Below are 13,304 nucleotides of genomic sequence, written 5' to 3' on the forward strand. Positions count from 1 at the left end.
ATTAACAGATTGATAAAAAATAAAAATTGAAAAGGTTGAAATAGAGTCAAAAAAACTAAAACAATAAAATAGTACTCGATCAAAGTCAGCCGATACAGGCCAGCTTTTACCTCAAAATCGCTGTTAGGTTTAAGTCAAAAACGGGTGTTTTATTCATAAGCGCGCTTACTCTTTCTCGAGTTTCAAGGCAGAGAATGTTATGAGAAACTACGCTCGATTGATCTCCCTCATTATTACAGGCGTATTCCTATGCATCAGAACCAATGGCATTTGCTGACTACTAAACGCTTTTTGCCCCTTTTTCTCACCCAGTTCCTGGGGGCATTGAATGAGCATGTTTGCAGAAATATATCGGTCATTTTGATCACTTATGCAACCATGGAGCACACTGGCTTTAGCCCGCAAATCATGTTAACGATTGCGACCGGCCTCTTCATTCTGCCTTTTTTTCTTTTTTCTGCGACTGCCGGTCAGATTGCAGACAAGTGGGACAAAGCAAAACTCATCAGAATCATAAAATTCATAGAAATCCTCTTGATAAGTAGTGCAGCAGGCGGTTTTTTTTCAGGGAACGTCACCTTTATGCTGAGTATCCTTTTTTTAATGGGAACCTTGTCAGCATTTTTTGCGCCACTTAAATACAGTATTCTGCCAGATCACCTCCAGGATAATGAGTTGATTGGCGGGAATGCTTTCATTGAAGCGGGTACGTTTTTATCTCTATCAACTGGGGCAATCGTTGTAAGCTGGCTCCTTGTGGCTGAGAACGACATTACTCTGCTGACAGCCTTGATGATCATCAGTGCGCTCACCGGCTGGCTATTCAGCCTATTGATTCCATCAAGCTATGCTGCATCACCTCAAATTAAAATTGGCTACCACGTATTGAACGAAACTCGCGCCATCCTTCAGTATATCCGTCAGAATACCCTCGTATTCCGCTCCATCCTGGGGATCTCATGGTTTTGGCTGTTTGCGGCAGCCTTCGTCTCTCAATTCCCCCTTTTCGCGAAAGAAGTCATGGGTGGCAATGAACAAGTTACCCTCTTGTTATTAGTATTTTTTTCCATTGGCATTGGCCTGGGCTCGCTGCTTTGCAATAAGTTACTAAAAAGCGAAATTGTAGCGACTTTTACTCCGCTGGGAGTTCTAGGCATAACTATTTTTACCGTCGATCTGGTTTTTGCCAGCGCAAGCATGCTGCCAGCAAAAGGGGAGTCGATCGGTGCCATAGCCTTTCTGACTTCATTCGCGCATTGGCATATCTTGCTGGATCTGCTGGCTATCGCGATTTGTGGCGGCGTCTATGTGGTTCCGCTTTATGCTCTTGTTCAGCGTTACTCAGAAGCATCTCATCGCTCACGTGTCATGGCTGGCAATCACATCATAAATGCATTCTTTCTAGTGATATCCGCCATGACGATCAGTTTGATGTTAGCCAGCAATTTCTCGGTAGCAGAAGTTTTTCTTACCATCGCGATTCTTAATGGTCTTGTGATGATCTACCTTTCCAGTTTATTGCCACAGGCTTTAATCAGATCCATTCTAAAGTGGTTTTTTCATACGAGCTACCGCCTAGAAGTTAAAGGGCTGGAGAACTATGCAAAAGCGGGAAATAAAATGATCATTATGACTAATCATCTCTCATTTTTGGATGCCCTTCTGCTAAGCACTAGCTTGCCCGACCCACTATGTTTTGCCATCAATCCACGCACAGTACGGCGCTGGTGGCTCAGGCCATTTTTATTTCTGGCTGACACTGTCCCGGTCGATCCTGCTGATCCGAAATCGACTCAATTATTGATGGATAAAGTAAGCAGTGGTCAGAGAGTGGTTATTTTTCCCGAGGGTAGATTAACGCTCACCGGGTTCCTCATGAAAATATATGAAGACCCGGTCATCATTGTCGCCAAATCAGGCGCCCTGCTTCTGCCGATTAGTATTTCGGGTGCACAATACACCCCATTCTCTCGACTGAAGGGCAGAATCCGCATGCGGTGGTTTCCCAAAATCACCCTTACCTGCATGCCTCCAGAATCATTTGATTTTCCACCGCAAGTCCAGGGAAAACCACGAACACATCTTGCTACAATCAAGCTCTACGACATCATGACAAGCATTATGTTTCAAAGCAATGAGCTCAGGCAAACGTTATTTCAGTCCCTTTTGGATGCCTCCGCTATTCATGGCAAAAAATATCTCATTGCGGAAGATATTGAACGCAAACCAATAAGTTATGCTCAATTGATTACCGGCAGTCTTATTGTAGGAAACGAGCTGCGCAAGCTTACCCGGGCAGGGGGAAATGTGGGAATGTTATTGCCTAATATGACGAGCACATTGATCAGTTTTTTTGCGTTACAAGCTTTTGGTCGCATCCCTGCCATGTTAAATTTCTCTGCCAGCAAAATGAATGTGATGGCGGCGTGTCAATTAGCACAAATCAAATTAGTCATTACTTCCAGGCAGTTCATCGAAGTAGCAAAATTCACTGACATGATCGATGGGTTACAAGCACAACATATCACCATATTTTATTTGGACGATATGCGCAAACACCTTCACTGGTGGCACAAGTTGACAGGATGGGTAGCCGGGCGGATGCCGCGGCTTGCTTATCACTTTACTCACCCTGCACACGATCCCGATGCAGCTGCGGTAGTACTATTTACTTCTGGCTCTGAAGGCACGCCTAAAGGCGTAACGCTCAGCCACATCAATTTACAGGCCAACCGCTTTCAAGTGTCATCTGTGATTGATTTTGGCCCAACGGATAGTGTATTTAATGCTTTGCCGATTTTTCATTCCTTTGGTCTGACAGGCGGCATGTTGTTACCTGTTTTATCTGGAATAAAAACATTTTTTTATCCCTCTCCGCTGCATTACCGGGCTATTCCTGAACTGGTGTACGATACGAATGCAACCCTTTTATTTGGCACGGATACCTTCCTGGCTGGTTATGCACATTATGCCCATCCCTATCATTTCTGCAGTCTGCGATATGTATTCGCAGGTGCAGAAAAATTAAGGAAAAGCACGCGAGGAACATGGTTAGAAAATTTTGGTATCCGCATTCTCGAAGGATATGGTACAACCGAAACAGCACCTATCTTGAGTATCAATACCCCGATGCACCATCGTCCAGGATCAGTAGGCCGGCTGATCCCGGGCATTCACTACCAATTGGAAAAAATTTCTGGTATTGAAAATGGCGGTAAATTACTGGTCTCCGGCCCTAATGTCATGAAAGGGTATTACCTGATCGATTCTCCTGGGCAAGTGATGCCACCGGTTAACGGTTGGCATGACACAGGTGACATCATCGAAATAGATGAGGAAGGCTATCTCTTTATTAAAGGTCGTGCTAAGCGCTTCGCCAAAATTGGCGGTGAAATGGTGTCCTTGACGGCGGTAGAAGAATACATCAATAAACTGTGGCCTGCTTATACGCATGCTGTCGTGCAGATTCCCGATGCTAAAAAAGGTGAACAGCTGGTTCTCATTACCACCAACCCTTCTGCCCATCGAAATGAGCTGCTCAGCTATGCTCAACAACAAGGCATTGGAGAGTTGAATATTCCTAAAACCATTTTAATCCTTGATGAAATACCTCTCTTAAGCACTGGTAAAACAGATTATGTCACATTGCGCGATTGGACTCTAAAACAAATGGCTGGCCTTTGAGGTCATACCTTCCCACCTTTCTCTTTTCATATCAATAAATCTCATCGGCCATATTTTTTCCTGTTGCGCCGCCGCCGGCTATGTGCTCGCCTGGCTTCTTCTTCAGTCAATGGTGCAGGTTTTTTATTCGCATAAGGATTGTAACCCGTCCTGAATTCTACTCGTAATGGGGTACCTTCCAGTCGGAAAGTTTCACGAAAGGTATTCTCCAGGTAACGGCGATAAGTTTCTGGCACATGATCCAGCATACTGCCATGGATAATAATCAAGGGAGGATTAGACCCACCCTGATGAGCATAGCGCAATTTAGGACGAGACATTCCTCCGCGTGGGGGCGATTGTTTTGCTACAGCTGCCTGCAAAGCGCGTGTCAGTTTAGGTGTGGACAGATCAGCCATTGCAGCGGCATAAGCAGCATTAATTGACGGAAATAGCCCTCTTATGCCATTTCCATGTAATGCAGAGATATAGTGATATTTAGCATAATCAAGAAAGACAAACCTTCGTGCCACTTCTCGTTTGATCGCTTCTCGTTGATAATCATCCAGACCATCCCACTTGTTAATGGCGATGACCAATGCTCTTCCCGTTTCCAGGATGAACCCAGCAATATGCGTGTCCTGATCAGAAATATCATTTCTTGCATCAAGAACCAGAACCACCACATTTGCCTCCTCAATGGCTTGCAGCGTTTTGATGACTGAAAATTTCTCAATCGTCTCAAATACTTTGCCACGGCGACGCAAGCCTGCTGTATCGATTAGAGTATAATGATGCTGATGATACTCAAAATCAATATAGATACTGTCGCGCGTGGTACCGGGTTGATCAAAGGCAATGACACGCTCTTCACCCACCAATGTATTGATCAATGTAGATTTGCCTACGTTGGGTCGTCCCACAATAGCAATTTTGGGATAATTTTCCGCTCTCTCTTCTATTTCTTCTTGCTGAGGAAGAAAGCCAGCCAAAGCCAACTCAATGAGCTCACCCACATGGTCACCATGCATTGCTGAAATCGCACAAGGCTCTCCCAAACCCAGCTCATAAAATTCCGAAGTGACCATAGCTGTTCGCATACCTTCAGTTTTATTTACCACTAGCAGGATTTTTCGGCCAGTTTGCCGCAAATGCTCCGCAATAATCCTGTCATGCGGCGTCAATCCCTGCCGTCCATCAACCACAAATAAAACAATATCCGCCTCATCCACTGCCTGGAGTGTCTGCCGGGCCATCGCGTGTAAAACACCCGATTTCACAACAGGTTCGAAACCGCCCGTATCGACGACAATATAAGGCTTATCCCCTATTTTGCCGTGACCATAATGTCGATCTCGCGTCAATCCTGGAATGTCTGCCACGATCGCATCCCGGCTCCGCGTGAGACGATTAAAGAGGGTTGATTTACCGACATTGGGACGCCCAACCAGCACAAGCGTAGGTTTCATGATTGCAGGAAATGAGAATGACTAAAAAGGTGCATGCTTTCCCCTTGTGTGAAGAAGAAAGCATTTCTGAAATTTATCGTGAAAATTATAAAAAGTTATATGATGAGCAACCGTTATTGCACAGCAAAAGCATAAATCCCGCCGTTTGAAGTCTGCACAACAAAGCCATCAGAAATATATTCCGGACGGCTCAAAATCGCGCCACCATCGGTAGCAGCTCGTGCGACTAAACTGCCGTCATGCCGCCTAAGTAAAGAGACATTCCCTTCCGCATCGCCCAATGCCAAAAGCTCACCTCGAACAAGCAAGGGTGCAGATAATTTACGGCTGCCCAGTTTAGCCTGTTTCCACATCATGGCGCCACTTCTTTTATCATAGGCAACGACTGCACCACGATCTTCACTGACATAAACATTGATGCTATCCATGGTAAGGCCGGCATTGCTAGAAGCGTCTCTGGCCCAAATCTGATTACCATCTGCGATTTCAAAACAGCCGACACGACCGTGGTAAGCCACCGCACAAACTTGTTGATCATCAATGACAGGTAGACCAGCAATATCCGTCATCCGTTCCAACTCTGTTACTCCGCGTGGTTGCGCAACAGCCGCCTCCCAGCCTACATTACCATTCAACAAACTCATTGCCACAAGTTTGCCACCAGCCAATCCAGCAAACACAGCGCCGCGATAAACTAATGCGCCGGCAGAATTTCTCATCGTCAGGGCAGGAGTAGGCCCTTGATAAACCCACTTACGGCTCCCATCAGCCGCATCTAATCCAAAAATCCTGCCATCTGCGCTTCGTACCACGACCACATCACTATCGATCTGTGGTTGGCTTAATACTTCACTGGTTACACGTGTTTTCCAGCGCTCATGGCCCATCTCATCAAACGCAAGCACTTCGCCATTAAACGTTCCGACCAGAATGGTTCCATAACCAGCCCCTACCCCTCCTGCCAACTTATGCTCAGTCTCTACTTGCCAAACCTCTTTTCCATTAGCAGAGTCAAGACGAACCAGATAGCCTTTGGCATCAGCCGCGTAGACTGCACCATTCTCATAAATAGGAGAAAAAACAGCGATCTTGCTCTTATTCAGACTGTGCTTCCATAATAGCGGTATCTCAGGTACTGCTTTTAATGCTGCAATTTCTTTCTCATCAACTTTGTTTTCATCTTTATCACTCAGCTGATCAACCAAATTACTGATACCCAGATCACCCATATTACCGATACCCAGATCACCCATACTTGCGCATCCAGTCAGTAACATCATCGCTGTAAATAATGCGAAGTGTCGCAAAAAAGAAGTGCCTGCTCTAAGTAACAAAAGATACTCCAAACGCAAATTGATGAATACTTACTGCTTGCTTTCTCTCAAAGCATCCAGCTTCATCTGGATAATGTTCTGATAGGCACTTCTCCCACCACTCAATTTATCGATAGCTTGTTGATAAGCAACACGTGCCTCAGCTATTTTCCCAGATGCAGCCAGAATATCCCCTTTCAGATCAGCATAGAGCCCGCTAAAAGCCCCCCCATGCTGAGCATTCAGAAGAATCAAAGCTTCTTCATATTTTTTCTCATCCAATAAAATGCCGGCAAGGCGCAAGCGTGCAATATCCTTTAGCTCTGGCTCTTTACTCCTATCGAGCACCCATTGCAGTTTACTTTTAGCTGCTTGTTGATTGCCAGCATCCGCATTGGCCTGTGCGGCAATGAGTGCTGCACGTGAGGCGTACCCACTCGTAGGAAAACCTTCTGTCAACAAATGTGCCGCATCATTAATCTTGGCAGGATCACTCCCCTGCTCAATTTGCTGTTGTAAGACAGCAAATAAATCAGCAGACTGCTGCGCTTGTTGTTTGTGGTAATAATTCCATGCCTGCGTCCCGACTATCGCGGCAATAAATGCTGTCATCATGATAATGACTGTGTTACCATGCGCCGCCCACCAAGCTGTTAGTCCCTCTATTTTTTCCTGCTCTTCCGGATTATAAGCTGCCATTTTTTTGTTTATCTAGATAATTAACGATTAAATTCGTTTGAGTAGCGGACCCGCTTCTACTAATCCCACTCTTACTTGTTCTGCTGCCTCACGCAATGGCTTGATGCTCACCTCACCTTCTTTTGCTTCATCATCACCGATAATGACCGCAAAACGAGCACCGCTGCTATCCGCTTTTTTCATTTGTGATTTGAAACTGCCACCACCGCAATGTAAAATAGTATTTAACCCTTCATTACGAAACCATTCTGCTGCTTTCCAGGCAAAATCCGCTGCGAGCTCTCCCTGATGAACCACATAAATATCTGTGGTAGGGCTTGGAATTTCAATTTCACTCATCAAAGCAAGAATGCGTTCAATTCCCATCGCAAACCCACAGGCAGGTGCTGGTTTACCCCCCATTTGCGTGATTAAGCCATCATAACGCCCGCCTGCGCATATCGTTCCTTGGGCGCCCAGCTTATCGGTGATCCACTCGAATACGGTACGGTTGTAATAATCCAACCCCCTCACCAGTTGGGGATTTATCTCAAAAGCAATACCTTGCTCGTGTAGCACACGTTGCAATGCTTCAAAATGCTGAAGTGAATCCTCATCCAGGTCATCCAATAACCTGGGTGCTCCAGCCAGCATTTCGCGCATATGCGGATTTTTACTATCGAGAATACGTAATGGATTACTATGCAAGCGCCTCTGAGCATCTTCATCTAGCTCATCCCGATACTGCTCAAAATACTTAATCAACCTTGATCGATAAATGTGACGGGATTCAGTACTTCCAAGCGTGCCAATTTCCAGACGCACCCCTGAAATGCCCAGCTCGCGCCAAAGTCGAGCGCCCATAATAATCAGCTCTGCATCAATATCAGCGTCTGCATAGCCCAATGCTTCCACGCCAACTTGATGAAATTGACGATAACGCCCTTTTTGTGGACGTTCATGACGAAACATCGGCCCATAGTAATACAATCTCTGCGGTCCCGCATAAAGCAGATTATGCTCCAGCACTGCCCGCACACAGGAAGCCGTTCCTTCCGGTCGCAATGTCAGGCTGTCTCCATTCAGATGGTCCACAAACGTGTACATCTCTTTTTCAACTATATCCGTCACTGCCCCGATTGAACGTATGAATAAATCAGTCTGCTCAACGATAGGGGTACGAATATTGCGATACCCATAGCTTGCCAACCAATCCCGTACGGTATCCTCGAAAAACTCCCAACGATGGGTATCCTTCGGCAGGATATCATTCATCCCCCGAATAGCCTGAATCAGGTTAGACATGAACTGACTTTCTCTGGTACTTAGTGCGTACATATTCATCAACGATGTGACGAAACTCACCCGCGATGTTATCACCTTTCAGGGTCACCGTTTTTTGTCCATCGACAAAAACGGGCGCGACTGGATTCTCTCCTGAACCAGGCAAGCTAATCCCTATATTGGCATGCTTACTCTCTCCCGGACCATTGACGACACATCCCATCACCGCCAGCGTCATGTTTTCTACTCCAACATATTGTTCACGCCAACTAATCATTTGTTCTCGGACATAAGCCTGGATACTTTCCGCTAATTCCTGAAAATAAGTACTCGTCGTTCGTCCACAGCCCGGACATGCTGCCACAAGGGGAACAAATGCCCGCAAACCCATGGTCTGAAGAATTTCCTGCGCTACGATCACTTCACGCGCGCGGTCCCCTCCAGGCTCAGGGGTCAGGGATATCCTGATAGTATCGCCTATTCCTTCAAACAACAGCACTGACAATGCTGCAGTTGAGGCAACAATCCCCTTCGATCCCATTCCTGCTTCTGTCAACCCCAAGTGCAGCGCATAATCACACTGGGCTGCCAGCTCACGATAGACGGCTATTAAATCTTGCACACCACTTACCTTGCATGACAATATGATGTGATCGCGGGAAAGTCCAAGTTCTTCTGCTTTAGCAGCGCTCTCCAACGCAGAAGTAATAAGGGCCTTACGCATCACTTGACCCGCATCCAGCGGCTTAGCTAATTTGGCATTTTCATCCATGATGCGTGCCAGCATTTCTGGATCTAAGCTGCCCCAATTCACGCCAATTCGCACAGGCTTATCATATTTACAAGCTGTCTCTATCAGTGTGGCAAATTGCTCATCACGCTTCCTGCCATGACCTACATTGCCAGGATTGATGCGATACTTGGCTAATGCTTTAGCGCAATCCGGATACGCTGTCAGCAATTTGTGACCATTAAAATGAAAATCACCTACCAATGGCACATGGCAACCCATATCATCCAATCTTGCACGAATCGCTGGTACGGCCTTGGCTGCTTCCGCTGTATTAACTGTAATCCGTACCAGCTCTGAACCAGCGCGCGCCAATTGGGCAACCTGTACGGCAGTAGCCACTTCATCCGCTGTGTCGGTATTCGTCATCGATTGCACAATGACAGGCGCATCACCGCCAATCGTAATAGTACCCACACGTACACCAACACTTCTGCGGCGCGGTGAAGAAATATTGTTTTGAGACATCATTCTATAGAACCTGAAAAAGAACTAAAAATTTAATGGACAAAATAAGAGATCTACTCCAATGAAAAGCGAGCCACATTGTCGCCTTTTCGTATATAGGGCGCTAGATCGACTAATTTGCTATTGTACGTAAGATTCACACCGCTCGCATTACCAATCACCAAATGAAGAGGCGGCATCCCTTTTACCACTTGCTCTGTACCCTTGCCATTCATTTTGACAAAAATAACTTTTTTATTGCTGTCTCTTATCTCAACCCATGATTCCTTAGAAAAAATGAAGTGTAGTACTTTTTCGTTATTCTCCTCCGCCTCATTCACAACAGGCTCAGCAACAGCAGGCGTAGCCGGAGCAAGCGCTATTTCGGCTGGCCTCTTCTCTGGAGGTTCTAATGGCTCTACACTGCGTGAATGAGCTGAAAGTGTCTGAGGCAGCAATAATTCCATGGTAACCTGCCCATTTTCAGCCTGTGAATCAAAGGAAGCAGGCGCATCCATACTATTCCTCATGATCGCATCTTGACTCCAATTTCCTCCCTGATATACGCCGTAGCCTACTAGAACCGAAATTAAGACCATAGCCAAAAACAATATGCCACGCCCTCCGCCATCTCGTTTCGACGGAACCAGTGGAATGGCTTTTACCTGTTTTGCAGAGCCTTGATGAGCCAGCGCTGGAGTAGATTGAGCGAATAAACGAAGTAACGAATTCGTATCAAGTTGGAGCAAGCTACCATAATTTCGAATAAACCCCCGAAGAAATGTGCTGGAAGGAAATTTACTATAATCTTCTTCCTCTATCGCTCTGATTTGCTGCACTGATAATCTTAATCGTCTCGCCACTTCCGCCACACTCAAACCGCGTTTTAATCTTTCAGCGCGTAACAACTGTCCACATCCAGTGCTTGTGCTTGCATTAAGTTTTTCTTCTGGATTTGTTCCATGATCAGCAAACTCCTTATCGGGTGCATCCATTCCGCCTTCACAAGCATCAAGCTGAGCGGGCATGTTTGGGTGAATGCTGCTATCAGAAGAAGTGGTTTCCGAAGTGATGTCTTCCAGGCTATTATCCAATACTTTTTGTTGGCCTTTATCATTATTATTCATGATTTAATCTCCCTTCCCGCAGGGCTATTGCCTCATTTGAATCAGGAAAACGTCTTTGTAACTGAAAAGCATAGCTCGCTTCAGCCTGATAATCTCCGATTGTACGTTCAATCTGAATGGCCAACCATAAGCTTTCTGGCGAAAGCGAATAAGTTTGCATATAGGAAGTAATATTTGATTTAGCTGTTTTAAGATTTCCACGTCTGAAATCAATCTCGATTAACCCAAGTACTGCCAGTGGGTAGTTGGGGCGAATCACCAAGGCTTTCTGGAAAAAAGCTTTAGCTTGTGCAAATTCATTACGTTTTAGCACACAAATTCCGGCATTCGAATATGTTTTTTCAGGCGTTTCATAAAGGGAGTTTCTAGTTGCACTCATAAAATGATCCATTGCCAGAGCCACTTCTTCAGGATGGCGCTGACAAAGAAACCACCCAAAATTATTGTGTACGTCAGAATCGTTAGGATCTATTTTAAGTGCACGCTCAAAATTCCAGCGTGCAAGCCCATCTTCGTGCAAATTCATATAGACCAAGCCGAGTACATTATAAGCAGGTGCATAGTCCGGGTTTGCTCGTAATGCGATTTCAGCTTCTTCTATAGCGACTTTGTACTGACCACGACTGTAATATTGTCCGGCGAGTTCGGTATGAATCTTGACACTTTGTTGAGTTCGATTTCTTGTTTCTTCTGCAGCTTGCTCCATCTCTTTCACAGATAGCTGGGCACATCCTGTGACTACGCCAGCAAACACTCCCAGCAAACCCGCCAACACCCTTTTCATCCAGCTATCTTCGTAATACTGCGATCTACCCGCCGGGTTTTATCCAGCACCTGGCCAGCCAATTGGCCGCACGCTGCATCGATATCGTCACCGCGTGTTTTACGCACTGTAGTTATGAGACCTGCTTGCAGCAACACATCGCGAAAAATTCGTATCGCTTCTGGTGAGGATCGCTTATAGCCTGATTCGGCAAATGAATTGAACGGAATCAAATTCAATTTACAGGGAATTTTTTTCACCAGCCGCACCAATTCATGGGCATGTTCAATACTGTCATTCACACCATCAAGCATGACATATTCAAATGTCACAAAATCTCTAGGTGCAGCCTGGAGATAGCGTTCACATGCAGCCAATAACATTTTGATGGGATATTTCTTATTAATGGGCACCAACTGATCACGCAAAGCATCATTCGGCGCATGCAAAGAAACCGCCAAAGCAACGGGACAGCGCTCGCGCAACCGATCCATTGCAGGTACCAGACCGGAAGTACTGACAGTGACTTTTCGCCTAGATAATCCATAAGTGTTGTCGTCCAACATCAAGCCCAGCGCAGTGACGACATTCTCAAAATTAGCCAATGGCTCACCCATACCCATCAGCACGACATTACTGATAGCCCGACCTATATTTTTTTCCTGATGAGGTATCCTTCCATTGGTAGAATTTTCTAACATAAAAGAAGTTTCATGAGTTTTTTCAGTTTTGAGCATTTTGTTTGCCCACCATAACTGGCCGATGATTTCCGCCACCGTCAAATTACGGTTAAACCCCTGCTTGCCCGTTGAACAAAAACTGCATGCAAGGGCGCATCCCACCTGACTGGAAATGCACAGCGTGCCACGATTAACCTCAGGAATGAAAACCATTTCGACAGCATTTCCTGCACCCGTTGACAACAACCATTTACGGGTACCATCTGCAGCAACATGATCATTAATAACTTCAGGTGAGCGAATGATGGAAAGGGCAGCGAGTTTCTCTCTAAATGCTTTTGCCAGGTCACTCATCTCAGAAAAATCCGATATGCCCAGTTGATGAATCCAGCGCAGCAACTGTTTCGCACGATAGGGTTTTTCTCCCATATCCGTGCAGAAACGCGTGAGGCCAGCCGAATCAAAATCAAGTAAATTAATAGCCATATTCATACGCAAAGCTATCTTGGCTGCAAATTATTTAGCGTGAATAAACATCCAAAGTAGGAAAAAAACAGACAATTTCCACTGCTGCCGTCTCAGCTGCATCCGAGCCATGCACCGCATTTGCATCGATACTCTCGGCAAAATCAGCACGGATAGTTCCTTTTTCAGCTTTTTTAGGATCGGTTGCTCCCATCAATTCTCGGTTCTTACTGATAGCGTTTTCTCCTTCAAGCACCTGAACCATGACAGGTCCAGAAATCATAAATTCCACTAAATCATTGAAAAAAGGACGCCCACGATGAACTGCATAGAAAGTCTCAGCTTCCCTTTTAGACAAATGTGCCATACGTGCTGCGATAATTTTTAACCCCGCCTGCTCAAATCTCGAATAAATCTGGCCAATGATATTTTTTGCAACTGCATCCGGCTTAATAATCGATAACGTTCTCTCAACAGCCATTAAATACTCCACAAAATTAACAAATCAAAATAAAGCACTATTCTAACAAAAAATATATATTGATTCTGAAAAAGAGCGCTTAAGACAAGATGTTATGATTGACTAAATCAGCTGGCGCATTCCACTCAGCCCTCAATATTTAAT

General features: G+C 45.4%; 10 protein-coding genes. 1 reads left to right on the top strand and 9 read right to left on the bottom strand.

Annotated features, from left to right (window positions below; genetic code table 11):
• Window positions 1-249: 249 nt before the first annotated feature.
• A complete protein-coding gene (locus AAW31_RS00795; protein WP_046848785.1) occupies window positions 250-3,684 on the top strand; it encodes an acyl-[ACP]--phospholipid O-acyltransferase in 3,435 nt (1,144 codons plus the stop codon).
• A 41-nt stretch (window positions 3,685-3,725) separates the two neighbouring features.
• On the opposite strand, the gene der is transcribed toward AAW31_RS00795, so the two are convergent.
• From der to ndk, 9 genes are all read right to left on the bottom strand, one after another.
• Window positions 3,726-5,132 (bottom strand): ribosome biogenesis GTPase Der, encoded by a 1,407-nt coding sequence (gene der, locus AAW31_RS00800; protein WP_046848786.1) that lies wholly within the window; start codon window positions 5,130-5,132, stop codon window positions 3,726-3,728.
• A gap of 113 nt (window positions 5,133-5,245) precedes the next feature.
• Entirely contained in the window at window positions 5,246-6,466 is a 1,221-nt protein-coding gene (gene bamB, locus AAW31_RS00805; RefSeq protein WP_235264438.1) for an outer membrane protein assembly factor BamB, read from the bottom strand.
• Window positions 6,467-6,496: 30 nt separating this feature from the next.
• Complete coding sequence (locus AAW31_RS00810) at window positions 6,497-7,144, bottom strand: YfgM family protein (protein WP_046848787.1); 648 nt, start codon at window positions 7,142-7,144, stop codon at window positions 6,497-6,499.
• Window positions 7,145-7,171: 27 nt separating this feature from the next.
• A complete protein-coding gene (gene hisS / locus AAW31_RS00815; RefSeq protein WP_046848788.1) occupies window positions 7,172-8,428 on the bottom strand; it encodes a histidine--tRNA ligase in 1,257 nt (418 codons plus the stop codon).
• Window positions 8,421-9,665: a flavodoxin-dependent (E)-4-hydroxy-3-methylbut-2-enyl-diphosphate synthase gene (gene ispG / locus AAW31_RS00820; protein ID WP_046851381.1), complete on the bottom strand. Its 1,245-nt coding sequence runs from the start codon at window positions 9,663-9,665 to the stop codon at window positions 8,421-8,423. Before ispG ends, hisS begins: the two co-directional genes overlap by 8 nt.
• Before the next feature lie 53 nt (window positions 9,666-9,718).
• Complete coding sequence (locus AAW31_RS00825; protein ID WP_052751985.1) at window positions 9,719-10,771, bottom strand: RodZ domain-containing protein; 1,053 nt, start codon at window positions 10,769-10,771, stop codon at window positions 9,719-9,721.
• Window positions 10,764-11,555, bottom strand: coding sequence for a type IV pilus biogenesis/stability protein PilW (gene pilW / locus AAW31_RS00830; protein ID WP_046848789.1), 792 nt, complete (start codon window positions 11,553-11,555; stop codon window positions 10,764-10,766). Before pilW ends, AAW31_RS00825 begins: the two co-directional genes overlap by 8 nt.
• A complete protein-coding gene (gene rlmN / locus AAW31_RS00835) occupies window positions 11,552-12,700 on the bottom strand; it encodes a 23S rRNA (adenine(2503)-C(2))-methyltransferase RlmN (RefSeq protein WP_046851383.1) in 1,149 nt (382 codons plus the stop codon). The genes pilW and rlmN overlap by 4 nt, the downstream gene beginning before the upstream one ends.
• Window positions 12,701-12,734: 34 nt before the next feature.
• A complete protein-coding gene (ndk, locus tag AAW31_RS00840) occupies window positions 12,735-13,160 on the bottom strand; it encodes a nucleoside-diphosphate kinase (RefSeq protein WP_046848790.1) in 426 nt (141 codons plus the stop codon).
• Between the last annotated feature and the right edge of the window lie 144 nt (window positions 13,161-13,304).

Source organism: Nitrosomonas communis, assembly GCF_001007935.1.
Classification (GTDB): domain Bacteria; phylum Pseudomonadota; class Gammaproteobacteria; order Burkholderiales; family Nitrosomonadaceae; genus Nitrosomonas; species Nitrosomonas communis.

Bases quoted from the DNA above. Each gene is read 5' to 3' on its own strand.
- AAW31_RS00810 (WP_046848787.1), bottom strand. From the start codon at position 7,144: ATGGCAGCTTATAATCCGGAAGAGCAGGAAAAAATAGAGGGACTAACA.
- AAW31_RS00825 (WP_052751985.1), bottom strand. From the start codon at position 10,771: ATGAATAATAATGATAAAGGCCAACAAAAAGTATTGGATAATAGCCTG.
- ispG (WP_046851381.1), bottom strand. From the start codon at position 9,665: ATGTCTCAAAACAATATTTCTTCACCGCGCCGCAGAAGTGTTGGTGTA.
- hisS (WP_046848788.1), bottom strand. From the start codon at position 8,428: ATGTCTAACCTGATTCAGGCTATTCGGGGGATGAATGATATCCTGCCG.
- ndk (WP_046848790.1), bottom strand. From the start codon at position 13,160: ATGGCTGTTGAGAGAACGTTATCGATTATTAAGCCGGATGCAGTTGCA.
- der (WP_046848786.1), bottom strand. From the start codon at position 5,132: ATGAAACCTACGCTTGTGCTGGTTGGGCGTCCCAATGTCGGTAAATCA.
- AAW31_RS00795 (WP_046848785.1), top strand. From the start codon at position 250: ATGCATCAGAACCAATGGCATTTGCTGACTACTAAACGCTTTTTGCCC.
- rlmN (WP_046851383.1), bottom strand. From the start codon at position 12,700: ATGGCTATTAATTTACTTGATTTTGATTCGGCTGGCCTCACGCGTTTC.
- pilW (WP_046848789.1), bottom strand. From the start codon at position 11,555: ATGAAAAGGGTGTTGGCGGGTTTGCTGGGAGTGTTTGCTGGCGTAGTC.